General features: G+C 70.9%; 27 protein-coding genes and 3 tRNA genes. 13 read left to right on the forward strand and 17 right to left on the reverse strand.

The features are described from left to right. Positions 1–116: 116 nt before the first annotated feature. The 4 genes from LLS1_RS15980 to LLS1_RS15995 all read left to right on the forward strand — a co-directional run bounded on the left by LLS1_RS15980 (position 117) and on the right by LLS1_RS15995 (position 4753). On the forward strand, positions 117–1208 hold the full coding sequence (locus LLS1_RS15980) for a demethylmenaquinone methyltransferase (RefSeq protein ID WP_226657078.1): 1092 nt from the start codon (positions 117–119) through the stop codon (positions 1206–1208). 20 nt (positions 1209–1228) lie between these two features. Next, positions 1229–2287, forward strand: coding sequence for a polyprenyl synthetase family protein (locus LLS1_RS15985; protein ID WP_374758284.1), 1059 nt, complete (start codon positions 1229–1231; stop codon positions 2285–2287). An 18-nt stretch (positions 2288–2305) separates the two neighbouring features. Continuing rightward, positions 2306–3688, forward strand: coding sequence for an FAD-dependent oxidoreductase (locus LLS1_RS15990; protein ID WP_223359324.1), 1383 nt, complete (start codon positions 2306–2308; stop codon positions 3686–3688). A gap of 69 nt (positions 3689–3757) precedes the next feature. Next, positions 3758–4753, forward strand: a complete 996-nt coding sequence (locus tag LLS1_RS15995; protein ID WP_226657082.1) for an alpha/beta hydrolase — start codon at positions 3758–3760, stop codon at positions 4751–4753. Here LLS1_RS15995 and LLS1_RS16000 read toward each other — a convergent pair. From LLS1_RS16000 to ykgO, 3 genes are all read right to left on the reverse strand, one after another. Further along, a complete protein-coding gene (locus LLS1_RS16000) occupies positions 4740–5228 on the reverse strand; it encodes a YajQ family cyclic di-GMP-binding protein (RefSeq protein WP_223359327.1) in 489 nt (162 codons plus the stop codon). The two genes, LLS1_RS15995 and LLS1_RS16000, sit on opposite strands and share 14 nt — an antisense overlap. Positions 5229–5275: 47 nt before the next feature. Continuing rightward, a complete protein-coding gene (locus LLS1_RS16005) occupies positions 5276–6313 on the reverse strand; it encodes a YeiH family protein (RefSeq protein WP_226657086.1) in 1038 nt (345 codons plus the stop codon). Between the two features lie 108 nt (positions 6314–6421). Beyond that, on the reverse strand, positions 6422–6544 hold the full coding sequence (gene ykgO / locus LLS1_RS16010; RefSeq protein ID WP_223359425.1) for a type B 50S ribosomal protein L36: 123 nt from the start codon (positions 6542–6544) through the stop codon (positions 6422–6424). Positions 6545–6608: 64 nt separating this feature from the next. On the opposite strand from ykgO, the gene LLS1_RS16015 reads away from it, so the two are divergent. Continuing rightward, the gene (locus LLS1_RS16015) at positions 6609–7652 is read left to right on the forward strand and encodes a GTP-binding protein (RefSeq protein WP_226657088.1); all 1044 of its coding nucleotides are present in this window, start codon (positions 6609–6611) and stop codon (positions 7650–7652) included. Positions 7653–7688: 36 nt separating this feature from the next. On the opposite strand, the gene LLS1_RS16020 is transcribed toward LLS1_RS16015, so the two are convergent. Both LLS1_RS16020 and LLS1_RS16025 read right to left on the reverse strand, forming a co-directional pair. Continuing rightward, positions 7689–8075, reverse strand: a complete 387-nt coding sequence (locus LLS1_RS16020; RefSeq protein ID WP_226657090.1) for a YbjQ family protein — start codon at positions 8073–8075, stop codon at positions 7689–7691. Positions 8076–8111: 36 nt separating this feature from the next. Further along, the gene (locus LLS1_RS16025; RefSeq protein ID WP_223359428.1) at positions 8112–8255 is read right to left on the reverse strand and encodes a hypothetical protein; all 144 of its coding nucleotides are present in this window, start codon (positions 8253–8255) and stop codon (positions 8112–8114) included. A gap of 143 nt (positions 8256–8398) precedes the next feature. Between LLS1_RS16025 and LLS1_RS16030 the strand changes: the two genes are divergently transcribed. Together LLS1_RS16030 and LLS1_RS16035 are read left to right on the forward strand one after the other, a co-directional pair. Continuing rightward, positions 8399–8614 carry a DUF2283 domain-containing protein gene (locus tag LLS1_RS16030; protein WP_226657092.1) on the forward strand — a complete coding sequence of 72 codons (216 nt, stop codon included), beginning with the start codon at positions 8399–8401 and terminating at the stop codon, positions 8612–8614. A gap of 94 nt (positions 8615–8708) precedes the next feature. Beyond that, positions 8709–9071 (forward strand): helix-turn-helix domain-containing protein, encoded by a 363-nt coding sequence (locus LLS1_RS16035; protein ID WP_226657094.1) that lies wholly within the window; start codon positions 8709–8711, stop codon positions 9069–9071. A 100-nt stretch (positions 9072–9171) separates the two neighbouring features. Here the strand turns inward: LLS1_RS16035 and LLS1_RS16040 are convergent, their stop codons facing one another. Further along, the gene (locus tag LLS1_RS16040) at positions 9172–9789 is read right to left on the reverse strand and encodes an ATP-dependent Clp protease proteolytic subunit (protein WP_226657218.1); all 618 of its coding nucleotides are present in this window, start codon (positions 9787–9789) and stop codon (positions 9172–9174) included. A 108-nt stretch (positions 9790–9897) separates the two neighbouring features. Here LLS1_RS16040 and LLS1_RS16045 point away from each other — a divergent pair. The 3 genes from LLS1_RS16045 to LLS1_RS16055 all read left to right on the forward strand — a co-directional run bounded on the left by LLS1_RS16045 (position 9898) and on the right by LLS1_RS16055 (position 11898). Then, positions 9898–9982 (forward strand) — tRNA-Tyr (locus tag LLS1_RS16045). Positions 9983–10116: 134 nt separating this feature from the next. Next, entirely contained in the window at positions 10117–10929 is an 813-nt protein-coding gene (locus LLS1_RS16050) for an inositol monophosphatase family protein (protein WP_226657096.1), read from the forward strand. A gap of 99 nt (positions 10930–11028) precedes the next feature. Continuing rightward, positions 11029–11898, forward strand: coding sequence for a M23 family metallopeptidase (locus tag LLS1_RS16055; RefSeq protein ID WP_226657098.1), 870 nt, complete (start codon positions 11029–11031; stop codon positions 11896–11898). A gap of 34 nt (positions 11899–11932) precedes the next feature. Here LLS1_RS16055 and LLS1_RS16060 read toward each other — a convergent pair whose 3' ends face one another. The 4 genes from LLS1_RS16060 to LLS1_RS16075 form a co-directional block, all read right to left on the reverse strand. Continuing rightward, complete coding sequence (locus tag LLS1_RS16060; RefSeq protein ID WP_226657100.1) at positions 11933–13666, reverse strand: glycoside hydrolase family 13 protein; 1734 nt, start codon at positions 13664–13666, stop codon at positions 11933–11935. After that, a complete protein-coding gene (locus tag LLS1_RS16065) occupies positions 13663–14769 on the reverse strand; it encodes a LacI family DNA-binding transcriptional regulator (protein WP_226657102.1) in 1107 nt (368 codons plus the stop codon). Before LLS1_RS16065 ends, LLS1_RS16060 begins: the two co-directional genes overlap by 4 nt. A gap of 149 nt (positions 14770–14918) precedes the next feature. Further along, positions 14919–16457, reverse strand: coding sequence for a DUF5979 domain-containing protein (locus LLS1_RS16070; protein ID WP_226657104.1), 1539 nt, complete (start codon positions 16455–16457; stop codon positions 14919–14921). A gap of 97 nt (positions 16458–16554) precedes the next feature. Next, a complete protein-coding gene (locus LLS1_RS16075) occupies positions 16555–17424 on the reverse strand; it encodes a pentapeptide repeat-containing protein (protein WP_226657106.1) in 870 nt (289 codons plus the stop codon). Positions 17425–17549: 125 nt separating this feature from the next. Between LLS1_RS16075 and LLS1_RS16080 the strand changes: the two genes are divergently transcribed. The 3 genes from LLS1_RS16080 (at position 17550) to LLS1_RS16090 (ending at position 18789) form a co-directional block, all read left to right on the forward strand. Continuing rightward, entirely contained in the window at positions 17550–18506 is a 957-nt protein-coding gene (locus LLS1_RS16080) for an aldo/keto reductase (RefSeq protein WP_226657108.1), read from the forward strand. A 107-nt stretch (positions 18507–18613) separates the two neighbouring features. After that, a tRNA-Thr gene (locus LLS1_RS16085) sits at positions 18614–18685 on the forward strand. A gap of 30 nt (positions 18686–18715) precedes the next feature. Further along, a tRNA-Met gene (locus tag LLS1_RS16090) sits at positions 18716–18789 on the forward strand. Between the two features lie 333 nt (positions 18790–19122). Here the strand turns inward: LLS1_RS16090 and LLS1_RS16095 are convergent. Genes LLS1_RS16095 through LLS1_RS16125 form a run of 7 tightly spaced genes read right to left on the reverse strand, consistent with a single transcriptional unit; the run spans position 19123 to position 26108 of the window. After that, positions 19123–19632 (reverse strand): flavin reductase family protein, encoded by a 510-nt coding sequence (locus LLS1_RS16095; protein ID WP_226657109.1) that lies wholly within the window; start codon positions 19630–19632, stop codon positions 19123–19125. After that, positions 19629–20132 (reverse strand): NADPH-dependent FMN reductase, encoded by a 504-nt coding sequence (locus tag LLS1_RS16100; protein ID WP_226657111.1) that lies wholly within the window; start codon positions 20130–20132, stop codon positions 19629–19631. The genes LLS1_RS16095 and LLS1_RS16100 overlap by 4 nt, the downstream gene beginning before the upstream one ends. Next, entirely contained in the window at positions 20132–21898 is a 1767-nt protein-coding gene (locus LLS1_RS16105; RefSeq protein ID WP_226657113.1) for an MDR family MFS transporter, read from the reverse strand. The genes LLS1_RS16100 and LLS1_RS16105 overlap by 1 nt, the downstream gene beginning before the upstream one ends. A gap of 13 nt (positions 21899–21911) precedes the next feature. Continuing rightward, positions 21912–23237, reverse strand: a complete 1326-nt coding sequence (locus LLS1_RS16110) for an NtaA/DmoA family FMN-dependent monooxygenase (RefSeq protein WP_226657220.1) — start codon at positions 23235–23237, stop codon at positions 21912–21914. A 5-nt stretch (positions 23238–23242) separates the two neighbouring features. Continuing rightward, a complete protein-coding gene (locus LLS1_RS16115) occupies positions 23243–23902 on the reverse strand; it encodes a cysteine hydrolase family protein (protein ID WP_226657115.1) in 660 nt (219 codons plus the stop codon). Then, positions 23899–24963, reverse strand: a complete 1065-nt coding sequence (locus LLS1_RS16120; protein WP_226657117.1) for an LLM class flavin-dependent oxidoreductase — start codon at positions 24961–24963, stop codon at positions 23899–23901. Before LLS1_RS16120 ends, LLS1_RS16115 begins: the two co-directional genes overlap by 4 nt. A 32-nt stretch (positions 24964–24995) precedes the next feature. Continuing rightward, the gene (locus LLS1_RS16125) at positions 24996–26108 is read right to left on the reverse strand and encodes an ABC transporter substrate-binding protein (protein WP_226657119.1); all 1113 of its coding nucleotides are present in this window, start codon (positions 26106–26108) and stop codon (positions 24996–24998) included. Between the last annotated feature and the right edge of the window lie 29 nt (positions 26109–26137).

Genomic DNA, 26137 nt, shown 5'->3' on the forward strand with positions numbered 1-26137 from the left:
AGCCTACGCCCGGGACGCTGGGCGCCGGATGCGCGCCCGCTGCACGTTCGCCCCGCAGATCCCGTCCATCCCGCCCGCGGAATGCACGGGATCACAGGGCAGCCTAAGCTGGTGTGGTGAGTAAGGCCGACCTCGACAAAAAGCCCGCCCAGGTCGCCGCCATGTTCGACGAGGTGTCCACCCACTACGACCGGACGAACACCGTCCTGTCCGTGGGCAACGCATCCCTCTGGCGAGTGGCGACGACGCGTGCCGTGAGCCCGCGCGCCGGCGAGAGGATCCTCGACGTCGCCGCCGGGACGGGCACATCGAGCGCCTCTCTCGCCCGCGACGGCGCGAGCGTGGTCGCCGCCGACTTCTCCGAGGGGATGATCGAGGTCGGTCGCCGCCGCCAGGCGGGCAACCCCTATGTCACCTTCGTGCAGGCCGACGCGACGCAGCTCCCGTTCGACGACGACGAGTTCGACGCCGTGACGATCTCGTTCGGCCTCCGCAACATCGTCGACCCGCAGAAGGCGCTCGCCGAGTTCTACCGGGTCACCAAGCCGGGCGGCCGCGTCGTCATCTGCGAGTTCTCCCACCCCCCTGTCGGTCTGATCCGCGCGGGATACGGCGCCTACCTCAAGTACGGCATGCCTCTGCTCGCCAAGGTCGCCAGCTCCAACCCTGCCGCCTATGAGTACCTGATGGACTCCATCCAGGCATGGCCGGCTCAGCCCGAGCTCGCCGCGTGGCTGCGCGACGCCGGGTACGAGGCGGTCGCCTGGCGCAACCTGACCGCCGGCATCGTCGCTCTGCACCGCGGCCGCAAGCCCCTCACCGCGAAGACTGCCGCGGCCCCGGCGACGAAGCCTGCTGCTGCAGCGAAGACCACGGCTGCGAAGAAGCCCGCTCCGACCGCGAAGAGCACTGCGAAGCCTGCTGCCGCCGCGAAGCCTGCTGCCGCCGCGAAGCCTGCTTCTGCTGCGAAGCCTGCTGCTGCGCCGAAGCCTGCTGCTGCCGCGAACAAGCCTGCTGCTGCCGAGAAGGCCGCCGACGGCGCCACGTCCGCTGCCGCGAAGAAGCCTGCTGCCGCGAAGAAGCCTGCTGCCGCGAAGAAGCCTGCTGCCGCGAAGAAGCCTGCGACCACGAAGAAGCCGACCACCGCGAAGAAGCCCGCCGCCGGCGGCACGTCCGCGACACCGTCCGTCCCATCCGAGGGGGAGTAGTGCCACGAAGTGTTCCTGCGGTGCGCCGGCCCGCGTCGGTGTCCAGCCAGCTGGGCCTGACCGAGCGGATCTTCGCCCGCGGTGAGGATCGTGCCCTCGCGGCGGCCATCGATGACGGCCTGGTCGCGATCGAGGACGGTCTGCGCGCGCAGATGCGATTCGCCGACGACCTGGCGGACGTGACGACCCGATATCTGCTCGAGGCCGGCGGCAAGCGGGTGCGCCCGATGCTGACGCTCCTCGCGGCGCAGCTCGGCGGGGGGACCACGGACAAGGTGCTGCAGGCTGCTCAGGCGGTCGAGATCACGCACCTGGCGTCGCTGTACCACGACGACGTGATGGACGATTCGCACATGCGGCGCGGGGTGCCCAGCGCCCAGTTCGTGTGGGGCAACTCCGTCGCGGTGCTCACCGGCGACCTGCTCTTCGCCCGCGCGAGCAAGCTGGTCTCCGCGTTGGGCACCCGCGCGATCGAGCTGCAGGCGGACACCTTCGAACGGCTCTGTCTCGGGCAGCTGCACGAGACCATCGGCCCGCAGGAGGGCGAGGACCCGATCGCCCACTACATCAAGGTGCTCGAGGACAAGACGGGTTCGCTGATCGCCGTCGCCGCGCAGATGGGCGTGGTCTTCTCGGGTGCGGACGAACGCTACGAACAGCCGGTCGTGACCTTCGGTGAGAAGATCGGCGTCGCGTTCCAGATCATCGACGACGTGATCGACCTCTCCGCCAAGGGCGTCGAGGAGACCGGCAAGACCCCGGGCAATGACCTCCGCGCCGGCGTCGCGACCCTTCCCGTGCTGCGCCTGCGCGAGCGTGCCGCCGCGGATCCTGCTGCCGCCGAGCTGCTCGAGCGGCTCGAACGCGACGTGATCGGGACGGCCGAGGAGGGCGAGGTCACTCCGGAGGCCGTGGCCGCCATCGCCGCGCTGCGCGAGCACGAGGTCACCCACCAGACCCTGGAAGAGGCCCACCGGTGGGCGCGCGAGGCCGTCGAGGCGCTCGCCCCGCTGCCGGACGGACCTGTCAAGAAGGCGCTCGTCCGTTTCGCGGACTCGATCGTCGAACGTTCCAGCTGAGCACGAAGGACACAACGCATGACCAAACTCCGACTGGCCATCGTCGGCGCCGGGCCTGCCGGCATCTACGCCGCGGACATCCTGCTCAAGGCGGAACGCGGATTCGACGTGTCGATCGACCTGTTCGAGCAGCTGCCCGCGCCCTATGGTCTCGTGCGCTACGGCGTCGCGCCGGACCACCCGCGCATCAAGGGGATCATCACGGCGCTGCGCGACGTGCTCGACCGCGGCGATATCCGCATCTTCGGCAACGTCACCTTCGGGACGGACATCACGCTCGACGACCTCAAGCGGCACTACAACGCCGTGATCTTCGCGACGGGAGCCGTGCGCGACGCCGGTCTGGACATCCCCGGCATCGATCTGACGGGCTCCTACGGCGCCGCCGACTTCGTCAGCTGGTTCGACGGGCACCCCGACGTGCCCCGCACCTGGCCGCTGGAGGCCGAGTCGGTCGCGGTGATCGGCAACGGGAACGTCGCCCTCGACGTCTCGCGGATCCTGGCCAAGCACGCCGAGGACCTCCTGCCGACCGAGATCCCCGACAACGTCTTCGAGATCCTCAAGGACTCGCCCGTGACCGACGTGCACGTCTTCGGGCGCCGCGGCCCGGCTCAGGTGAAGTTCACGCCGCTGGAACTGCGCGAGCTGGGCGAGCTGCGCGACGTCGACATGATCGTCTACGACGAGGACTTCGACTACGACGAGCAGTCGAAGGACGCGATCGCCAGCAACAAGCAGGTCATGGTGATCGACCGCGTGCTGCAGCAGTGGCGTCAGCGCGAGGTCGGTTCGGCTTCCCGTCGCCTGCACCTGCACTTCTACGCCAAGCCGTTGGAGGTGCTGTCGGACGACGACGGTCGCGTGCGCGCGATCCGCTACGAGCGCACCGAGCCGGACGGCGAAGGCGGCGTGCGTGGCACCGGCGAGGTGCGCGAGATCGAGATCCAGGCGCTGTACCGCGCCGTCGGCTACTTCGGATCCCCGCTGCCCGACATCCCCTTCGACAAGAAGCACGGCGTCATCCCGAACCACGAGGGTCAGGTGCTCCGCACGGAGGACAACGAGCGCATGTACGGCGTCTACGCCACAGGGTGGATCAAGCGCGGCCCCGTGGGGCTCATCGGACACACCAAGTCCGATGCGATGGAGACGATCAAGCATGTGATCAACGATCAGGGAAACTGGTGGTCCCCCACCGACCCTGATGAGGAATCGGTGGAGAACCTGCTCCGCGAACGAGGTGTGGAGTACACCGATCTCGACGGCTGGCACAACCTCGACGAGCACGAGCAGGCGCTCGGTGCCGAGCGCGGTCGCGCCCGCATCAAGGTCGTCCCGCGCGACGAGATGGTGCGCGTGTCGAACCGCACGGCCGTCTCCGCCTCGACCGAGGACTAGGCGGCCGACCGGCGGACGCGGAGCGCGCCGGGAGTGGCTGGCCCGGCGCCGGCATGCCAGTCTGAGGGGATGACGCGCGCGCAGGAGTGGCGGCCGGATGTGCTCGGCGAGCCGTTCGAGCAGCTCACCTTGCCCTTGACGCCCGACGCCGAGGGCGAGGTCGTGGCCACGCTGGTGCGCTACGCGCCGCCTCCCCGGCTCGCCGACCTGTGGTCGCACCGACCCGCGGCCGATGTCGACGTGCTGTACGTGCACGGCTGGTCCGACTACTTCTTCCAGAAGGAGCTGGCGCGTTTCTGGCACGATCGCGGGGCACGGTTCTACGCGCTCGATCTGCGCAAGTACGGCCGGAGTCTGCGCGAAGGGCAGACTCCCGGATTCGTCGACGACCTGGCGACGTACGACGAGGACATCGCTGCGGCGCTCGACGCCATCGGCCACGCCTCCGGTGACGGTCGCCGTCTGCTGCTGCTGGGTCACTCGACCGGCGGACTCACGCTCAGCCTCTGGATCGATCGGCACCCCGGCCGGGCGCACGCGCTCGTGCTGAACAGCCCGTGGCTGGAGTTCCAGGCCGGCGGCCCCGGCAGGGCGGCGCTCGCCCCGCTGATCGATCTGCACGCCCGCCTCGACCCGAAGGCGGCCATGCCGAACGTCGACCTGGGCTACTACACACGGTCCGTGTCCGCGACGATGGACGGCGAGTGGGACTACGACCTGGCCTGGCGGCCGGTGCGCGGTTTCCGCATGCATCCCGCGTGGCTGACCGCCGTGCTCGCCGGGCACGCGCGGGTCGCGGCCGGGTTGTCGTTGGACGTGCCCGTGCTGACCCTCCTCTCGGCGCGGTCGGCACTGTTGCCCTACTGGACGCCGGAGATGATGAGCAGCGACGTCGTGCTGGTGGTGCAGGACATCGCCGTGCGGGCTCTGCGACTGGCGCCGACCGTGACGGTCTCGCGCATCGACGGAGCCCTGCACGACGTGTTCCTGTCGCGCGAGCCGGTGCGCGCGGCCGCCTACGGTGAGGTCGAGCGCTGGCTGCGCGGGTACGTCAGCGGAAGTTGACGAACTGGAGGGCGACGTCGAGGTCGGCGCCCTTCAGCAGGGCCATGGTGGCCTGGAGGTCGTCCCGGCTCTTCGACGAGACCCGGAGCTCGTCGCCCTGGATCTGCGCCTTGACCGACTTGGGGGCCTCGTCGCGGATCAGCTTCGAGATCTTCTTGGCGGCATCCTGCTCGATGCCGTTCTTGAGCCCGATCTCGATGCGGAACTCCTTGCCGGACGCGTACGGGTCTCCCGCGTCGAGCGACTTGAGCGTGATGCCACGCTTGATCATCTTGGACTCGACGACCTCGAGCACGGCCTTCACCCGCTCCTCGGTGTTGGCCTTGAGCAGGATCTTCTCGCCGCTCCACTCGACCGACGCGCCGACGTTCTTGAAGTCGTAGCGCTGCTCGACCTCCTTGCGCGCCTGGTTGACGGCGTTGTCCGCCTCCATCTTGTCGACCTTGCTGACGACGTCGAACGTGGAGTCTGCCACGGTGACCATCCCCTCCTGCGAGCTGTCTAGGTCCTCCAGTCTACGAGTCACAACCCGGTGGTCAGCCAGATCACGAGCAGGCTGGTGGCCGCGACGAGGGTGGAGAGCGTCGCGCCGAGCAGGAGGGGGCGCCACCCGGCGCGGCGGATGGCGGCCACGTCGGTCGAGAGGCCGATCCCCGCGAGCGCCACCGAGACCAGGAACACGCTGGCGGTGACGAGGCCGTCGTGCACCGGCGCGGGGATCGGGATGACCGTGTTCGCCACCGCGACCAGGAGGAAGCCGACGAGGAACCACGGCACGAGGCCGACCGCGCGCCGCACGGTCATCGGCTCTCCGGCGGCGCGGCGACGGTTCTCGGCGATGGCCAGGCCGATGCTGATCGGGATGATCATGAGGGTGCGGACGAGCTTCACCACGACGGCGAAGCCGAGTGCGGAGGTCGCGAACAGGCTGGCGGCCGCGACGACCGAGCTGGTGTCGTTGACCGCGGTGCCGGCGAAGAGGCCGAACGTGTGCGGGTCCATCCCGAGCGCGTGGCCGAGGTACGGGAAGACGACGACCGCGACCGCGTTGAACAGGAAGATCGTCGACACGGCGTAGGCGATCTCGGCGCTGGTCGCCCCGATGATGGGGGAGATCGCCGCGATCGCCGAGGCGCCGCAGATGCCCGTGCCGACGCCGATGAGGGTGCGCTCCCGCCCGGGGATGCGCAGCGCGCGGCCGATGAGCCATGCGGCGAGCAGGCACACGACGAGCGAACTGAGCATGACTGGGAGCGATTCGACCCCGACGACGAGGATGCTCGTGAGGGAGAGCTGCACGCCCAGCAGGACGACGGCGAGTTGCAGCAGGAACTTGCCCGAGTAGGCGACTCCCGGCGCGAAGCGCCCCGTCGGCTTGCGCACGACCGCGACGAGCACGCCGAGCAGCAGGGCGGGCAGCGCGCTCCCGAGCGCGGGGACGACCCGGGCGATCGCGGTGGCGACGAGAGCGATCGCCACGGCGATGCCGACGCCGGGTGCGACATCGACGGCGCGAGCGGCGAGGCGGGAGGGGAGGGTGCGGACGGGTGCGACGTTCATCCCGTCGAGCATCCCCCGACGGGCCGGGGCGGGGCTACCGGCGCGCGGTTGTGGCGTCACAAACGATCGTTGTGGCGCTCCGCCCGGCCCGCCGGCAGCCGCGCGACCTCAGCCCTGACGGCCCTTGAAGCGCGGGTTGAGCTTGTTGATGACGAACACCTTCCCGCGGCGGCGGACGACCTGCGCGCCGGGCTGCTTCGTGAGGGATTTGAGGGATGCACGGACCTTCATGGCGACTCCTATTGATAACCGTTATCGTTAAGGATAGACCCATCCGACCGACAGGAGACCTCCCGTGCCACAGATCGACGTGATCGCCGTCGTCGGCCCTCGCGCCCCGGAGCGTGTCCGCTGCGCCAAACGCCTCGCCGAGCGCACGCAGCGCGCGTTCATCCCGGCAGCGCGCCTCTCCGTCGCGGCCGACCCGATCGAGGAGGCCATCGCCCTCGTGCCGTGGACGACTCCGTCGAGCGGTGCCGTGGTCGAGTTCCCTGCGGAGACGCCGGTGCTGGAACTCATCGGCGCGCTGACCGCGCCGGAGGCTCCCACCCGGCTGCTCGCGGTGGTCTGCGTCGCGGACGCCGAACGGCTGGAGGTGGACCTCGCCGACGAGAGCTACGTCACGCGGACGGCCGGAGCCGGTGAGGTCGAGCACACGGCCCGGGCCTGGCTCACGGTGACGCAGGTCGAGCACGCGACCACCATCGTCCTGGCGAACGCCGACCGGCTGCACGCGGAGCGTCGCGACGACCTCATCGGGCTCCTCGGCCTGCTGGCCCCGACGGCGCGCATCCATGCAGCGGGGACGGGGTCCGTCTCGCCGATCCCGCTGGACCTCGCGGAACTCGGGCCCGCCCAGGCGCGGGCCGGATGGTCGCGCGCCCTGAGCGGGGACCTGGTGCGCGCGCCGCGCGGCGCCGCAGGCGCCTTCCGCTACGAGAACGAGCGGCCCCTCCATCCGTGGCGCCTGCACCTGCTCCTCGCCGAACGCTTCGAATCGGGGGAGTTCGGGACCATCATGCGCTCGGCCGGCTTCTGCCGGCTGGCGACCAGGCCCGGCGCGATCGCGCAGTGGGAGCAGGTGGGAGCGATGTTCGACCTGGTGCCGCTGGCGGACGCGGTGTGGTCGGAGGGAGGATCGGCTGCCGAGGAGGTCGAGCTCCTCACACTGGGGCAGGACCTCTTCGTCGCCGGCTACGATCTCGACCGCGCCGCGTTCACGGCCGCGCTCGACGATGCCGCCCTGCACGACGGCGAACTCGTGGCCGGGCCGGACGAATGGCGCACCTACCCGGACCCGTTCCCGGACTGGCTCGTGGCCGACGACCACGAGCATTGACGCGAGACGCGGCAGACCGAACCCCGCCGGGATCGGTCAGCCGAGGGTGACGGCCGTGCCGTAGGCGCAGACCTCGACGCCGCCCTGGCCGTAGTCGTTCGTCTCGAACCGGAAGGCGAGCACGGCGTCGGCGCCCTTCGCCTGCGCCTCGTCGGCGAGGCGGCCGAGCGCCTCCGTGCGGGCGTCGTGCAGCAGGGAGGTGATGCCCTTGAGCTCGCCGCCCGCCAGTGATTTGAAGCCGGCACCGAGGTTCGAGCCGAGGTTGCGGGAGCGCACGGTCAGGCCGAACACCTCGCCGATGACGTTCGTCACGGTGCGGCCCGGGATGTCGTTGGTCGTCACGATCAGCATGGTCAGACACTCGCACAGCGGCGGATGTCGCGCGGCCTCCAGTACGGGGCGCACGACATCGGCGAACGACACGCGCGCGAGTCGCTGCGCGACCGTAGCGCGGTGTCGCTACGCGGTCTGCTCGAGCTCGGCGTAGTAGGTGACGTGGCAGCCGTCGCCGGAGCACTCCACGCACACGGTGATCTCCTCACCGTGCTGGAGCGGGTCGGCACCGGTCCCGTCGCACCGTTCGCAAATCTCCAAGGTCCTCATGCGGACGATTCTGCGCCCGACCCCCGACATCCGCGGAAGGGACGTCGGGGTGTCGCGGATCGACGTCGTCGTCCGCGTGGATGACCCGGGAGGTGGTACGACGGTCCGACGACATCGCGGGCGGCGCCGCGTAGCGTCGGACCATGCGCATCGTCTACGACCCCGAACTGGATGTGGCGCACCTCCTGTTCGACGAGGACGCCGTGGCCACGGCGGTGCGCGGCGCTGTCGCCGGCGTCGCGGCCGGCGGCTACGTGGACGCGGAGTACGACGCCGCCGGACGGTTGGTCGGGCTGGAGGTGCTCGGGGCGCAGCGGGTGCTTCCGCCGGAGGTGCTCGCGGGCGCGGAGCCCGCATGACGGTGCCCCGGTGCGGCCCGGCCGCGTTCTGCTCTGAGCAGAATCCCCCGACCCGCCGGGTCCGGATCCGCGCCGGGCGGCTTAGGCTGGCGCCATGCTTCTGCGGCACGCCCTCGGCTCCGTGCTCCGTCGCATCCGGACGGAGCAGGGCACGACGCTGCGCCAGCTCTCCGAGACCTCCCGGGTGAGCATCCCGTACCTCTCGGAGATCGAGCGGGGTCGCAAGGAGGCGTCGTCCGAGATCCTCGCCGCGCTGTGCCGGGTACTCGGTGTCCCGGAGGGGGAGCTCCTGCTTCGGGTCGCGGCTGAGTACGCCGCCACGGCGTCGCCGGTCGCCGCTCCGGTGCAGGTGCTGAGCCTGGTGCCCGAGCGCGAGCGGGTCGAGACCCGTACGTCCGTGGCCGACGCCCCGGATGCGGCACCCGCCGCGCCCGCGGCGCTCCTCCTCGTCGCCTGACCGGCCTCCTCCTCGCCTGACCGGCCCCCTCGCCGTTTGGACCGAATGTCGTGATTGGCGTGCACTTTCGCGACATTTGGTCCAAATTGCGAGTGCCGAGTCAGGCGCGGAGGGCGCCCGTCGTGCCGACCACCGCGTCGACGAAGCCGTAGTCGAGCGCCTCGTCGGCCGTGAACCAGCGGTCGCGGTCGCCGTCCTCCACGATCTGCTCGACGGAGCGGCCGGTCTGCTCGCTCGTGAGCTGCGCCATCCTGCGCTTGAAGTGCAGGATCTGCTTCGCCTGCGTCTGGATGTCGGCGCTCGTGCCGCCGAAACCGCCGTGCGGCTGGTGCATGACGACGGACGCGTTCGGCAGGGCGTACCGCTTGCCGCGCGCCCCCGACGAGAGCAGGAACTGCCCCATCGACGCCGCGAACCCGAGCGCGACGGTCGCGACGTCGGCACGCACGAAGTTCATGGTGTCGTAGATGGCGAACCCGGCCGTGATGGAGCCGCCGGGGGAGTTGATGTAGAGGAAGATGTCCTTGTCCGAGGCGATCGAGTCGAGCAGCAGCAGCCGCGCGCAGATCTCGTTGGCGGCCTCGTCGGTCACCTCGGTGCCGAGGAAGACGATCCGCTCTTCCAGCAGGCGCTGGACCGGGGAGTTCGTGTCGGTGTCCATGCGCCCATCCTGAGTCGCCGCCCGACCCGGTGTCGCGGCCTTCTGCCGGTCGCGAATTCGCCGCGGGCAGACGCCTCTCCCACCCGATTTCGCGAGTCGGCGTGCGGCAAGTATCCTTATCTGGCGCCTTCGGTCAGCAGCTGACTGGTGGTCGGGAGCGCGAACGGCGAGTTACCCTAGCGGCCAAAGGGATCTGACTGTAAATCAGACGCGTAATGCTTCGGGGGTTCGAATCCCTCACTCGCCACCACCCGAAAGCCCCCGGTGCTCTGCGACCGGGGGCTTTCGTCGTTTCCGGCAGCCGACATTCGGCACGAATGGCGCGAAAGCGAGTGGTGGAGCCGACATTCTGCGCGAATGGGCCGCGCGTGTCAGGCTGGTCCCATGACCTCGAATGCAGAGCTCCGCGACATCGCCGTGTCCATCGCCAAGCGTGCGGCGGCGATCGTCCAGCAGCGGCGGCGAGACGGGGTGGAGATCGCCGCCTCCAAGTCGTCGGTGTCGGACATCGTGACGCGCGCGGACCGGGAGGCGGAAGAGCTGATCCGTGGCGCGCTCTCCGCGGCACGGCCGGCGGACGGGTTCCTCGGCGAGGAGTCGGGAGCCGAGGCGGGGACGAGCGGGCTCACCTGGGTGGTCGATCCGATCGACGGGACGGTCAACTACGCGTACGGCATCCCGGACTACGCGGTCAGCATCGCGGTCGTCGAGGGCGACCCCGATCCGGCGAGCTGGCGGACTCTGGCCGGTGCGGTCGTCGCCCCGGAACGCGGCGACGTGTTCGCCGCAGCGCTGGGGGAGGGCGCGACGCTCAATGGAGGACCGCTGCGGGTGAACGGGGCGGTGGAGCTGCCGGTCGCACTGGTCGGCACGGGCTTCAGCTACGACGCGGAGACGCGGATGCGCCAGGCGGAGTTCGTGGGCCGGCTCATCGGGGAGGTGCGCGACATCCGGCGCATCGGCTCGGCCGCACTCGACCTGTGCGGACTGGCGGCCGGTCGGCTCGACGCGTACTACGAGCGCGGGCTGAATCCGTGGGATCACGCGGCGGGTGCGCTCGTCGCACGCGAAGCGGGAGCGCGGGTCGGCGGGCTCGACGGCGGTCCGGAGGGGAGGCGGCTGCTCCTCGCCGCCGCACCGGGGCTCTATGAGGCGCTCGAACCCCGCATCGCCGCGTTCTTCGGGGCCTGGGACTGAGGAGGGGCGGAGCCGTCCGCGCCGGCGTGCGCGTCTGCGCGCGCCCGGCAGTCGCCTCTCGACTGGCATGATGTTTATCGATTTGTTACTTTTGGTCGAGTGCGCCCGACAACCGACCTCCGCGCCGGCCAGCCAGAGCCGGACGCGCCGCTGACCCGCCGGGCGATCCGGGAGGCCCGCGAAGCCGGGCGGAGGCGCCCCCGTGCGGTTCGCCGTCCCGCCGCTCCCACGGCCCCGGAGTCCCGCCCGCCGCAGGGCAAGCGCGGCCGCGGCGTCAGCCTCGTCGCGATGTTCGCGGTGCTCGGCATCGGCGTGGCCACCTCCCTTCCGGCGATGGCGCTGCTGACCGAGGATCAGGTGCGGGCGAAGGCGATCGCCGAAGCCTTCCCGGTCGCCGGCCAGGGCGAGGTGCAGGCGCTCGACCGCGTCGAGTCCGACCGCAGCGCCGTGGTCGACCGCGAGAGCCCGGAGGTCATCGCCGCCGAGCAGCTCGCCGCGGTGCGCTCGATGCGCATCGCCGACACGTTCACCAACAACCCGCGCGGAGCCGTCCAGTGGCCGTTCCCTGTGGGCGTCCCCATCTCGTCGTACTTCGGGCCGCGCGCGGCCCCGACCGCCGGTGCCTCCACGAATCACCTCGGCGTCGACTTCACGCCGGGTGAGGGCGTGCCCATCCAGATCATCGCCGACGGCGTGGTGCGGGAGGTCGTGCTCGGCGACAACGGCGGCTGCGGGGTCAACGTCACGATCGACCACATGATCGCCGGTGCCCTCGTGAGCAGCAAGTACTGCCACATGCAGCGCGGCTCGGTGCGGGTGCAGGTGGGACAGGTCGTGAGAGTCGCGGACACGGTCGGCAAGGTCGGCAACACCGGCGTCTCCACGGGTGCGCACCTCCACCTGGAGATCCGCCTCAACGGGACGGAGCCGGTCGACCCCTACGCATGGCTGAAGGCCAACGCGTCCTGAACCGACCGGCCCGTCGCTTCACCGTCCGATCGCGTCAGACCAGCCAGGCCGTGGTGTCCTGCGGGAGGCTGCGCCCGTCGAGCCGACCGCTCGACAGCAGCACGTCGCCGGCGGGCAGCTCCAGCGGCTCCTCGCGGAAGTTGGCCACGACGGTGACCTCGCCCGACCGGAAGGCGAGCGTGTCCGGGCCGAGGTCGAACCACTCCAGCTCGCCGAACGCGAGGTCGTGGGCCCGGCGGGCCGCCAGCGCCTCCTGGTACATGGTCAGCGTCGATCCCGGCACACCCTCCTGTGAGGAGCGCGTGTAGGCCGCCCACGAGGCGGGCTGCGGCAGCCAGCTCCGCGCGCCCGGGCCGAACCCGTACGACGGGTCCGCGCCCTCCCACGGGATCGGGACGCGGCAGCCGTCGCGGCCGTACCGCTCGCCGTTCGTGCGGAACCACGTCGGGTCCTGCCGGGCGTCATCGGGCAGGTCGATGGCCTCCGGAAGGCCGAGCTCCTCGCCGTTGTAGAGGTAGGCGGAGCCGGGCAGGGCGAGCATGAGCGCCGTGGCGGCCCGCGCGCGGTTGAGCGCGAAGGCCGGGTCGGGCAGCCCCGTGGTCTTCGGGCCGATGCCGTGCCCCTGCAGGTTCTCACCGGTGAGGGCCAGGCGGGTCGCGTGGCGCACGACGTCGTGATTCGACAGCACCCACGTGCTCGGCGCGCCCACACTGCCGAAGACGGCGATCGAGCGGTCGATCACCGTGCGGAGGGCCGCCGCGTTCCAGGGGGTCTCGAGGTAGCCGAAGTTGAAGGTCTGCTGCATCTCGTCCGGGCGCACCCAGCGCACGAGCTTCTCCAGGGGCTCGACCCAGGCCTCGCCGCAGAGCACGCGGTCGCCCTCGTACTCCGCCAGCACCCGGTGCCAGTCGCGGTAGATGTCGTGCACGCCGTCCTGGGCGAAGTACGGCGGGGTGGCGGGCTCGTCGCCCGCGTGGCCCTCGATGGCCGGCTCGAGCGTGACCGAGCCCGCGCCGCCGCCCATGCTGCCCACGTTCTCGGGCGGCGTGTAGTCGGGGAGGCCGGCCTCCTTGATCATGCCGTGGGCGACATCCACACGGAAACCGTCGACGCCGCGGTCGAGCCAGAAGCGCAGGATGCCGCGGAACTGCTCGCGCACCCACGGGTTGGTCCAGTCGAAGTCCGGCTGGGACTTGTCGAACAGGTGCAGGTACCACTGGCCCGGGGTGCCGTCGGCCTCCTCGATGCGGGTCCAGGCGGCTCCGCCGAAGATCGACTCCCAGTTGTTCGGGGGGAGCTCGCCGTGCTCGCCTTTCCCGTCGCGGAAGAGGTAGCGCCCGCGCTCCTCGCTCCCCGGCCCGGCGGCCAGGGCCTCCTGGAACCACACGTGGTCGCTGGAGGAGTGGTTGGGGACGATGTCGATGATGACGCGCAGGCCCAGCTCGTGGGCGGTCTCGAGCATCGTGTCGAAGTCGGCGAGCGTGCCGAAGAGCGGGTCGACGTCGCGGTAGTCGGCGACGTCGTACCCGGCATCGCGCTGCGGCGAGGTCTGGAACGGCGACAGCCAGACCGCGTCCACACCGAGGGAGCGCAGGGCGGGAAGGCGGTGCGTGATGCCCGGCAGGTCGCCGATCCCGTCGCCGTCGGCATCCGCGAACGAGCGCGGATAGACCTGGTAGATGACGGCGGAGCGCCACCACTCGCGTCCCGGGGAGCTGGGGGCGAGGGAGGAGGAAGGGCCGGGGGTCGTGGCGGCGATGGTGGTCACCTCTCGTTCGGGCTGTCGGCTGACAGGGCTTGCAGGGCGGGATCGGGCGCGGACGTGCTGGCGCGCACCACCAGGTCGGTGGAGACGGGGACGGTCACGGGAGCGGCCGTTCCCGCGTCCGTGCGGCGGCCGGCGGTCGCGGACCCGCGGGGGCCGGAGCGGCGGCGCACGTCCTCGATGCTCTGCACCAGCAGCTCGACGGCCTCCTCGCCCTGGCGTTCCGGGTACTGGGCGATGGTGCTCAGCCCGAAGAACGCGGCGAGGGGATGGTCGTCGACTCCGATGACGGAGAGGTCGCCCGGCACGGTGAGGCCGAGCTCCCGTGCCGCGAGGATGCACCCGATCGCCATCTCGTCGGAGGCGGCGAAGACGGCGGTGGGGCGCTCGTCGGCGCCGGCGAGCAGCTCGATCGCCGCGGCGTGGCCCCCGGGAATGGTGAAGTCGGAGCCGCGGAAGAGCGACGGGTCGGGGGTGATGCCGGCGTCGCGCAGCGCCGACTCGTAGCCGAGCCGGCGATTGCCCGGGGTGTGGAACTCGAGGTCGTACTCCTCGCTGCCCCCCACGTGGGCGATGCGCCGGTGCCCGAGGGAGAGGAGGTGCTCGGTGGCGACTCGCGCCACGGCGACGTCGTCGATCGTGATCGCACTCGCCCCGGGCAGCGGCCCTCCGACACCGGCGATCGGCTTGCCGAGGGAGAGCAGCCGGCTCACCTCGTCCTCGTCCAGGGCGAGCGCGACGGCGATCACCGCATCGACCCTGTTGCGCAGCAGGTGATGGTCGAAGACACGGCGCCGCTCCTCGCCGTCCCCGCTGAGGTTGTAGAGCGTGAGGTCGTAGCCGCGCCGCAGGAGCTCGCGCTCCGCACCCTCGATGACGGCGGTGAAGAACCAGCGGTTGAGGCGCGGGACCACCACGCCGATGTTGCGTGTGCGGCCCGACGCGAGGCTGGACGCGTCAGAGGAGACGACGTAGCCGAGCGCGGCGGCCGCGTCGGCGACGCGGGCTCGCGTGCGCTCGGAGACGGGACCGTTGCCGCTCAGTGCGCGGGAGACCGTGGCGGTCGAGACGCCGGCGAGGCGCGCGACGTCGTCGATGCCGGGCATCGCACCCCTTCCGCGGTCCGAGAGGCCGCGACCGGACGCGCGACCGGGACGAGTCTAGTCGCGGCGCCTCGGCGGGATGCAAGCGTTTCCAGGGTGCGGGCTCCCGAGTGCGGGTCCGGATCGCAGGACGATGCGGACCCGCACCGGCGTCAGCCGGCCTGCCCGGGGCGCTCGCCCTGGCGTTCCCGGCCGATGCGAAGGCGTCGCGCCCCGAGCAGGGAGAGGCCTGCCAGGAGGGCCAGCGCTGCGGCCGCGGCGAGAACGGGGGACGCGGTGGAGCCGGTGTGCGCGAGCGCTCCGGTCGTCGGCAGGGAGGTGGCGCCTGCGTCCGCCGGCCCGGGTGCGGGAGTCGGGGTGGCCGACGGGGCACCGCTCGGCGGCGGAGTGCCGGTTCCGCTGCCGGGAACGACGGGGGTCGCGGCGTAGGTGTTCGTGACCGTCACCCCGATCGGGTCGTCGCCTTCGGGAACCGTGATCGAAGCGGCAGGCGAGTAGGCGATCGATGTCGCGCCGCGGGAGTCGGTCTCGCTCACTGCGCACTGGGCACCCACGGGCACACGGGGGAAGACGTGGGTCTCGTCGGCCGCGATGGAGGCGCTGGCCGGGTAGCCCGCGACCGGGGCGCCACCGAGCGTGCAGGCGACGGTGATCGGGAACCCGCCGGTCGGTGCGACGCCGTCTCCCGCGACGCGCTTGGTGACGGCGAGTTCGCGCGTCGTCTCTCCGCTCGCGGCTCCGCCCGCGGAGACGTACGCGACGGACGCCTCGTCGGATCCGACGCCGTCGCCGCGGACCGTGTTGGCGAAAACGGTCCCGTCGGCTGTGCCGGCGGGGACGCTGAGCTGGTAGAGGACGACGTAGGTGCTCTGCGGGTCGGGCGCGTGGACGGTCAGCGTGAACGACGGAGGGGTCGAGCCGACGGTGTAGGCGCCGGCACCCGTGCCCTCGGCGAGCGGGACGGCGGAGCCGGACCAGTCGCCGCCGTTCCAGTCGGCGTCCGCCACGCGGAGGACCGAGAGGGAGCCGGGGACGAGCGACAGGCGCGCGTCGTAGGTGTCGGTGACCGTGACCTCCGCGCCGTCGTGGAGGAGCTGACTTCCCGGCAGGTAGATCAGCCAGCCGAGCGTGCCGTCCGCGTTCTGCCAGCCGCCTTTCGCCAGCGTGGTCGGCGGCTGGGTCGCCGGGGAGCCTGTGCCCTCCCCGATCCCGCCGCCGGGGACGGTGACGTGGTAGACCGTGCCGTTCGACGACTGGAACAGCAGCGTGCCGCCGGAGGTCTGGACGGCGCTGGCGTAGAAGAACAGCGTGCCGGTGATACCGGTGTGTGTCGCGGCGTAGTCGCCGAGCGTGCAGTGGAAGGAGTCGGAGTCGACGGTGCAGGTTCCGACCTCGGCTCCGGCGGCGTCGGTGAGCGTGAAGGAGGACGCGTAGCCATGGACGGGGGAGGGGAACGACACCGAGAACGTGTCTCCGGGGGCCGCGGCGGCGGGCAGCGACCAGGCGACGTCCACCCGGAACATCTGGCCGACGGTGAGCGGCACGGTCGGGTCGGCGGGATCCGGCGAGGAGATGGTGAGGGACGTGACGACGTCGAGGTCGGCGGCGCGGGCCTCGTCGGCGGCCAGGACGGGGACGAGGGTGAGCGCCGCAACCCCCAGTGCGGCGAGGACGGTTCTGTAGACGGGCATCGGGCTTCCTTGCGATCAGACGGGGAGGCTCGGGTGCCTTCCCGCGCCTGAGAGACCGCGCCGGGCGCGGATCATGACGCCGTTTGTCGAATAAATCTCACTTACGCCAGTGCGAGGGCCGTTCCAACCCGGCCGGGAGACGCGTGCGCGCATCGCCGGAGGCCGCGTTGACCTGGGCCTGGGTGAGGTAGAGCGCGTCGCGGAGGTCGGCGCCGTCGAGGCGTGCATCCCGCAGATCCGCGCCGAGGAGCTCGGCGAACGCGAGATCGGTGCCACGGAGGTCGGCCGCGATGAGGAGCGCCCCGCGCAGCTCGGTCGCGCGCAGGTCGGCGCCGCGCAGGTCGGCGCCGAGGAGGTCGGCGCCGGGGCGCAGGCGGGAGCGGGCGACGCGGGCACGGGCACCGGGAGCCGTCCCGGGGCGCGTTGCGGGCGGCCGCCTGGTCGCGGCCTCCCTGGTCAGGCGCGCGGACTCGCGGAGCAGCTCAGCGGCGGGCGCCCGCAGGGCGTCCACGTCGAGCGCGCGGATACGGTCGGGAGAGTCGTCGGCGGCCGCGCGGACCGCGCGCTCGGCTGCACGCAGACGCGCGTGGAGTCGCTCGGCGGCCGGCATGCCGAGCGCCTGGCGCAGGTACCAGAGCAGCTCGTGCAGCTGGCGGACGATCGGGAACACGGCGAACATCCCGTCGCGCACGTCGCCGCCGTCGCGCCAGGTCGCCCCGCCGAAGGTGTGCTGCGTCACGTGCTGACCGGCTCCGAAGCAGTCGAACACCGTGCATCCCTTGAAGCCGCTCTCCCGGAGGTGCGGATGGATGCGACAGCGGAAACCGTCGTCGAGGTTGTCGCAGGGGTCGCCCGCGGCTTTGTCGACCGCGAAGTCCGCCGAACGGGCGAACGCCAGCGCGACGCAGCACAGGCCGGCGCAGCTCGCACAGTCGGCCGAGAGCGGCGGGGCGGCGGCGACATCCATTCCTCCACAGTAGGGCCGCGCTGCAACCTTTCCACATCTTCATCCGCTCCCGGAATTTCGGCCGGTCGTCCGCGTTAGCGTGAAGGGACCGGAACGACAGACTCATGAACTGGGAGAGACCTTCTATGACTGCACCCCGTCGCACGATCGGAACCTCCGACCTCGACGTCTACCCGCTCTCGCTGGGCGGCAACGTCTTCGGCTGGACCGCGGACGCGGACACCTCGTTCGCGGTGCTCGACGCGTACGTCGCCGCGGGCGGCAACTTCGTCGACACGGCCGACGGCTACTCGGCGTGGGTGCCGGGCAACACCGGTGGCGACTCCGAGCGCATCCTGGGCCGGTGGTTCGACGCGCGGGGCAACCGCGAGGACGTCGTGCTGGCGACGAAGGTGAGCCAGCACCCCGACTTCAGGGGACTCGCCGCCGACAACATCCGTCGCGCCGCCGACGCCTCCCTCGAGCGCCTCGGCAGCGAGTACATCGACCTCTATTACGCGCACTTCGACGACGAGACCGTTCCGCTGGAGGAGACCGTCGCCGCTCTTTCCGGCCTGGTCGACGCCGGCAAGGTGCGTTACATCGGCATCTCCAACTACAGCCCCGAGCGCATCGAGGAGTGGTTCCGCATCACCGAGGCCGAGGGTCTGCACCGTGCGGTCGCGCTCCAGCCGCACTACAACCTCGTGGAGCGCTCCTACGAGCAGAACTACCGTCCGATCGCCGAGCGCGAGAACCTCGGCGTCTTCCCCTACTTCGCCCTGGCTGCGGGGTTCCTGACGGGCAAGTACCGCGACGGTGTGGCTGTGGACAGCGCCCGGGCGGCCGGTGCCGCCAAGTACCTCGACGACACCGGACGCGCGGTGCTCGGAGCGCTGGACGAGGTCGCCGCCGCACACGGCGTCTCGGTCGCAACGGTCTCGCTCGCCTGGCTCGCGGCCCAGCCGACCGTCACGGCGCCGATCGCGAGCGCCCGCACCCTCGACCAGTTGCCCGACCTCCTGGCGTCCGTCACCCTCGAGCTCACCGGCGACGAGATCGCCGCCCTCGACACCGCTTCGGAGGCCGCCCCTGGCGCCTGAGCCGGCGCACGTCGGCCGGGTCCGCGATGGTCGGAAGCACCCCCGCGGTGATGGTATCCTCGTACGGTTGCCAAAATCGTTCGGGCCTTCCGGCCAGGACCGGCTTCGCCCCCTTAGCTCATTGGTAGAGCACTTCCTTGGTAAGGAAGAGGTAGTGGGTCCGATTCCCACAGGGGGCTCTGTCTCCCCGTCCGTCGACGGGAGGCCGCGGCGGGGTAGCTCAGGTGGTTAGAGCACACGGCTCATAATCGTGGTGTCGCGGGTTCGAGTCCCGCCCTCGCTACAAGACCCCCGGAATCCTACGGTTCCGGGGGCTTTCTCGTTTCTCGGGCGGGGAAAGGCAAGATCGGTTTCGACCCACCGCTGGACGTCACTGTGTCGACTCTCACCGAGGTGTCGTGTTTCCTGGTCGGCGCTCGTGTGGGCGCCACGCAGACTCCAGCGCAGCCACCGATGACGGCGTGAGGTTGCTCTGTGCAGTCATCCACTGCTCGCCCAGGTCACCGATCGTCGCACCGGCGACTGACGCGTCGACGTCGGGGCTCGTGCGGGTTCTCGACCTCCGCGGGACGCCAGGCGCTCCGTGCCGTCGGAGGAGTCAGCGACAGCACCTCGGTCACTCCCGCCTCTCTGACAGCACCTTCACCTTCCGCTGGTGCCAGACGATCGGCGTCGGCAGCTCGTCGCTCATCATCGAGAGCACGCGCAGGACGATGATGTCGTGGTCGCCCGCCGGGTAGCTGTGCTCGACGGTGCACTCGAGCCAGGTGGGAGAACCTTCCAGGAACACCGCGCCGGAGGGCAGTTCGGCCTTGCGGACGCCGCGGAGACGGTTCCGCTTGTCGCGGGAGGCGAGCTGTCTCGTCTGTCCCGCGTGGTCCTCGCCGAGGACCGAGACACCGATCGCCGCTGCTGCCGCGAGGTCGGGCCAGGTCGTCGAACTGCGCTGCGCCGCGAAGGAGACCATCGGCGGGTCGAAGGAGACGCCGACCGAGAAAGAGGAGGTGATCATCACGACCGGCTCCTCCCCGATCATGGCGGCGAGGGCGGCGACGCCGGAGGGGAAGCCGGCGAAGGCCGCGCGCATCTGCTCGGGATCCGAGGTGAAGTCGTGCGTCATCGTCATCGCGACCGATCCATCCGCAGAGAGGCGTGGATCGCGGGCGCCCAGGCGTCCACCCATTTGTCGAGCGCGCCCTCCTCGGCGTAGCGGGAGTCGAGCTGGTAGAGCCCCTGGGCGGGGCAGATGGCGCCGAGCTCGACCAGCACGGGCTTGAGGGTGAGCTCGGGGGCGAGCGCATGCGCCGGGCCGGCGCCGAGCATGAGAGGCACGCCGACCTGGTCGGCGAGGCCGGTGCCGGTGGCGAACTGGTCGAGGAAGAGCTTCAGCAGACCGGTGTACGTGCCCTTGTAGGTGGGAGAGGCGGCGACGACCAGATCTGCATCCTGCACTCTGGCGACGGCTTCGGCGACGACCGGGTCCCCAAAACCCAGGAGACGCGGGCCGAGTTCGGAGACCTCGATGGTCGTCGCGCTCGCGCCGAGGACGGCGGCGAGGCGCTCGGCGGCGTCCCGAGTGCGCGACTGCGGCGTGGGGTTGCCCACGATGACGGCGGCAGTGAACATCAGGAGACATTCCTTTCGTGTGGGTTCCGGGCTGCGGCAAGCAGAGAGCGGGCCTCCCGCTCGTCCTGCCGCATGGCCTCGGCCAGTTCGTCGGGACTCGCGAAGGTCTTCTGGTCGCGGAGGAGCCGATCTGCGGTCACCTCGGCGCGGTGCCCGTAGAGGTCGCCGACGAAGTCCAGCACGTGCACCTCGACCGTGTGCGCGCGGCCGGGGAAGGTGTCGTTCGTCCCGATGGAGATCAGGGCAGGCAGCGGCTTTCTCCACGACTGGGAGCGGAAGCCACCGATGTAGACGCCGTCGGCGGGCCGGGTGCCGGGCTCTTCCAGGTCGATGTTCGCGGTCGGGAAGCCGAGGCCGACGCCGGCGCCTGCGCCGCCGACGACGGTGCCGACGAGGACGCCGCGCCGACCGTCGTCGTGGGCATCCGCTGGATGCGCGCCGAGGAGCACTGCGGCGACGATGCTCAGCACGGCCACGAGCGCGAGCGCGGCCAGTGCGGCAGCATTACCCGTCCACGCCAGCACGACGGCGGTCGCAGCGCTGCCGAGCACGGCGCCCAGCTGCTTCATCGCATTGAAGGCCCCGGAGGCGGCGCCGATCGACGATCGTGGGACAGCGCTGACGGTAGCGATGGAGAACGGCGACCAGATGAAGGAGTTCGCGATCCCGAACAGTGCGAACACCGCGGCGATGGTCCAGAGCGGCGCTTCCGCCCAGACCAGCGCGGAGGTGCCGCCGATCGACAGCACGAGCGCGATCCCGCCGATGACGGCGACCGTGCGTAGCCCGACGGTGTTGTTCAGCCGGGCCGAGACGGGAGCCGCGAACAGGCACACCACCCCCATCGGGACCAGGACCAGCGAGGAGGTCACCACATCCAGCCCCCGGTCCTCCTGCAGCGCCAGCATCAGCGGGATCGGCGCGGAGCCGACGCAGAAGGCGGCCGCCGCGGCGCCCCACGATGCGGTGACGAAGCCGTTGCTACGAAACAGGGACGTCGGCAGCAGCGCGCGATCGCCCGAGCGGCGCTGCAGCCACACCACGGTCACGACGATCGCGGCGCCGAGCACGACCAGAAGCCAGCGCGGGACGTTCGCGACGGAGGCGGAGGCGGCGTCGGTGCCCTGGATGCCGAGGACCAGCGCGGCGACGCCGAGGGCGTTGCCCGCCATCGCCCAGAGCGGGATGCGCGCGGGCTGCCGCTCCGACACCGGCACCCAGACCAGCACGGCCGCCGCGGCGACCAGACCGATCGGCAGGTTGACCCAGAAGATCGACGGCCAGCCAGCCGCCCCGACGAGCAAGCCTCCCAGGATCGGACCGGCGGCAGTGGCGGCGCCGCCGACCGCACCCCAGATCCCGAGCGCGACCGCGAGCCGTGGCGGGGCGAACAGGGTACGGATGATCGTCAGGCATTGCGGCGTCATGAGCGCGGCTCCGACGCCCTGCGCGACGCGCCAGCCGATCAGCGAGCCGACATCGTGCGCCAGCGCGCACAGCACGGAACCGACGGTGAACGCGGCGAGCCCGATGAGGTAGATGCGCCGGCGGCCGAACCGGTCGCCCAGCCTTCCGGCGATCAGCAGGGGCACCGCGTACGCGATCAAGTAGCCGCTGTTGACCCAGATCGCGAAGGTCGCGGTCGTTCCGAGCTCGGCGATCAGTGCGGGCAGGGCGACCGACGTTATCGTGCTGTCCAGCAGCAGCATGAAGAAGCCGAGGCAGAGGCTGGACAGAGCGAGCCAATCCCGCGTCGATCGTCGCACGGCGCCACCCACCTCAGACCGCCAGGTTCTCGCGGAGCGTCGAGCCGGGGTACTGCGGCGCGAGGGCACCGCGGCGGCGCAGCTCCGGGACGAGCAGCTCGCTCAGGTCGGCGAGACCGGACGGCATCGAGAGGGGGCTCGAGAGCATGTAGCCGCCGCGCGAGCCGGTCTGGGCGAAGTTCTCCTCCAGGGCGTCGGCCACGGTGGCGGCATCGCCGACGACGGTGTGGTCGAGACCGCTGGCGGCCTCGAAGCCGTGCTCGAAGAACTCGGTCCGGCCGATCGTGTAGTCCTCGCCGAACTCCGCGACGAGCGCGCCGACGAAACCGCCGGGGCTCGCCTGGGACGCGACGATCTCGTCCCGCAGCTCGCCCAGCCGGAACGAGTCGGGCAGCGTCGAGAAGTCGTACCCGGAGTTGTGCGAGAGCATCGTGCCGATGGCCTCCTCCGTCCAGAACTCGAGCACCGCATCCCTCCGCGCCGCCGCCTCCGCAGCGGTGCGGCCGACGATGGCCTGCGTCGCCCAGAGGATGCCGACGTGCGCCGGATCGCGCCCCTCTGCGGTGAGCGCCTCGTCGAGCATGCGACGGTGGCGCTGCTGGCCGGCGATGCTGCCGCCGAACCCGAAGACCAGGTCGGCGAACGCGGCCGACCCGGCGATGCCGCGCGGCGAGTTGCCCGCCTGCACGATCACAGGATGCACCTGCGGGCTCGGCACGGAGGCGAGCGGGCCCTTGACGGTGAAGAATCGGCCGTCGTGGTCGATCGGATGCACTTTCGACGGGTCGGCGAACCGGCCGGTCGCCGGGTCGCGCTCGATCGCGTCCGGGGCCACCGAGTCCCACAGCGCGCGGCAGACGTGGATGAACTCCTCCATCCGCTCGTATCGCAGGTCGTGGTCGACCAGCTGCGCGTAGCCGTAGTTCGCCGCATCCGCACCGCGGCTGGAGGCGACCACGTTGAAGGCGATCCGGCCGCCGGTGACGTGGTCCAGCGAGTTGAGGAGGCGGGCGACGTAGAAGGGGTGCATGAACGTCGACGAGTAGGTGAGCCCGAAGCCGATGCTCTCCGTCACCGTCGACATGGCGGCGATGACCGGCGACATGTCCTGCCGGGGCCATTGGATGCCCCACTCGACCGCCGGGTCGATGCTGCCCCGCCAGGTGCTCGGGATCCCGGAGCCGTCGCCGAAGAACAGCATGTCGACGCCGGCGCGCTCGGCGGTGCGGGCCACCTCCAGATACATGCGCACGTCGGGGAACTGCCGCCCGACCCACGACCCGGGCTGCGCCCAGCGGCCCTCGGTGTGCGTGAAGGAAAGGTCGTAGGCGATGTGCATGCCGCTCAAACGGTCACCTGCTTCCAGAGGGAGACGACCTCGTCGGTGTCCGAGAGGACCGCGACGTTGAGCTCCAACTGCACGAGCGCGGCCTCGTTGACGGCGAGGTCGTACGCGGCCGTCGCATCCGTCGGCACCACGACCGGCCAGTCGAGCTGCATGGCGTCCTGCGCGGTCGCGTCGACGCAGCATTCGCTGGTGAGACCCACGATCGTGAGCCAGTCGTACCCGGCGGCGCGCATCCGCTCGTCGAGGTCGGTGCCGAGGAAGCCGCTGTAGCCGCGCTTGACGACGCGGAGCTCGCCCTCCGCGGGCTGCATCCGGTACCACTCCGCGCCGGGGGTGCCGACGATGCAGGGCTCGGTGGGTCCCATGGGTGCGTCGTAGTCACCCTCGCGCAGCCAGTTGCTCGACCGCCACGGACGGGCCGGGTCGCTGCCGAGCTCCACCCACACGACCGGGACGCCCAGTGCGCGAGCGGAGTCCACGAGCGCACCGATGCGGGTCACGGTGGCGTCGAGCTCGGCGACGACCTCGTCCGTCAGTCCGTAGGCGCCGAGCGCGGCCGGGTCGCCGAAGTCGCGCTGCACGTCCACCACGACAAGGGCCGGGACGCTCCCGGGCCGGGTCAGCTGCGCGAGCTGCGCGTCGCGGAGGTCGCTCACCGGTCACCGCCCGCGTCGTGCGCGCGCAGGGCCGGGAGCACGGTCTCGCCGAACAGGACCATGTCCTGGTCGTACTCGGGGAAGATCAGCATGAGGCCGTCGAGGTCGGCCTCGCCAACGATGTACTGGATGTGCTCGGTCACCGTCTGCGCGGAGCCTGCGACATACGCGGTCTGGAACGCCGCCTCGCCGACCGCGCCGGAGGCCCAGGCGCGGGCCTGGTCCTCCGGCACGCCCCACGACGCGCGCATGTTCGCCAGCGCCTCCCGGTCGACACCGGCGCCCCACTGCTTCACCTTCGCCTCGGCGAGCGCATCCGTCTCGTCCTGGACGACGGTGAGCATGGAGTATGTCTTGCAGGCGCGGCCGTTCGCCGCGGCTCTGGCGTGGACGTCGGCGGAGAGCTCCTTCATCTCCTCCAGGCTGTCGCCGGCGAGGAAGGCCCCGTCGGCGAAGCGCGCCTGGAAGGCGCGGGCGGCCTCCGACTTGCCCGCGCTGATGATGGTCGGCGTGGCCGACGGGTGCGGCCGCGACTCGCAGTCGACCAGGTCGAAGTACGGGGTGTGCATGGTGACGGAGTCCTCCGACCAGAGCCGGGTGACGGCCTCCGTCCACAGCTCCGTCATCGTGTACCGGTCGGCGTGGCTGAGCGCGGGGTCCCAGATGCCGAACTGCTCGAACTCCCCGGCGTAGGCGCCGTTGACGATGTTCATGCCCGCCCGGCCTCCGGAGACGTCCTGCAGCGTGGCGTACATCTTCGCCGCGATCGCCGGGTTGTGCACGTTGGCGTGCATGGTGGCCCAGATCTTCACCCGCTCCGTGGCCTCGGCCAGCGCCGACATCATGGTCATCGACTCCAGCGAGCGGCCCCAGTGATCGGTCGTGCCGCCGAAGCCGCGCCACTTCGCCATCGACATGATGAAGTCGAGGCCGATCTCCTCGGCGTGGAGGGCCGCACGCTTGTTCCAGGAGTACGTGGCTTCGGGGTGGGGTGCGGTGGTGGAGAGCATCCAGCCGCCGTTTCCGATCGGGAGGAAGATCCCATAGTCTTTCGCGGGCATTGAGGGCCTTTCGCTGCGTTCGGTGGTGGGGCTTACGGTGCGGGCCAGATGAGCGTGTCGCCCTTGTAGATGGCCTTGATGTAGGAGTCGTCGAACCACTTCTGCGCCGTCTCGCCGGTCACGCTGTCCGGGACGATCTGGAACTGGTGCAGCATGTCGACGAGCTTCGTCACGTTGGACTCGTCCATCCCGCCGAGCGGCTGGCCGGGGGTGGGGTTGTCGGCGACGACCTTGGTCTCGGTCTTCCAGATGGTCGCGTTGAGCTTCTTGTCGTACGTGGCGCCGCCGGAGAGGTCGGCCGCGAAGCCGACGCACTTCTCGGTGTTCGCATCGCTGGAACTGCAGTAGTCGTAGGCGTGCAGTGCGGCGCGGAGGATGTCCTGCACCGCGGTCGGGTGGGCTTTGGCGAAGGCCGGGTTGACCGCCATCGCGCCGAGCGAGCTGGGGATTCCGTACGTGACCGGCTGCCAGACCGTGACCTTGTCGCCGGCCGCCTTGAGCTGGTTGGGCTCGTTGGAGATGAAGCCGGTGAGGGCGGCGAGGCCGTCCTGCTTGCGCGGCAGCACCGAGGGGTCGTAGCCCTCCTTGACCAGGGTGAGCGACTTCCAGTCGACGCCGGCCTTGACCATCATCGCCTCGACCGCGGCGGGGACGTAGCCCTTGTGGCCGACGACCTTGCCATCCAGCTGCTTGAGGTCGGTGATGTCGGGGTTGGTCATCAGGATGTCGAGGCCCGCGTTCGAGTACGACGAGATCCCCTCGATGTCGATGCCGTTGGCCCGCGCCTGGATGAGGTCCTGCTGGGAGATGGCGGAGACAGACGCCTGCCCGCTGGCCAGCAGCTTCGTGTTCTGGGCGGTGTCGCCGGTCCCGGGCTTCAGCTGCACGTTCAGGCACAGGTCGTCGAAGTAGCCGAGCTTGCTGGCGGCGACGTACTCCAGGATCGAGGCGGACGACTGGAACTGGTAGCCGGAGAGGTACGTGATCGTGCCGGCCTTCTTGTTCTCGGCGCAGCGCTCGGCCGAGATGGCCTTGCCGGACGACGCGGAGTCTGCGGGGGAGCCGGAACTGCACGCGGCGACACCGAGCGTCAGGACGACGGCGGTGAGGGACGCGAGACCGGCCTTGATGAGACGGTGCTGCATGGGTCACTCCTTCGGGGGATGGGGTGGTG

The organism is Leifsonia sp. LS1, from assembly GCF_020521355.1.
In the GTDB taxonomy this organism is placed as follows: domain Bacteria; phylum Actinomycetota; class Actinomycetes; order Actinomycetales; family Microbacteriaceae; genus Leifsonia.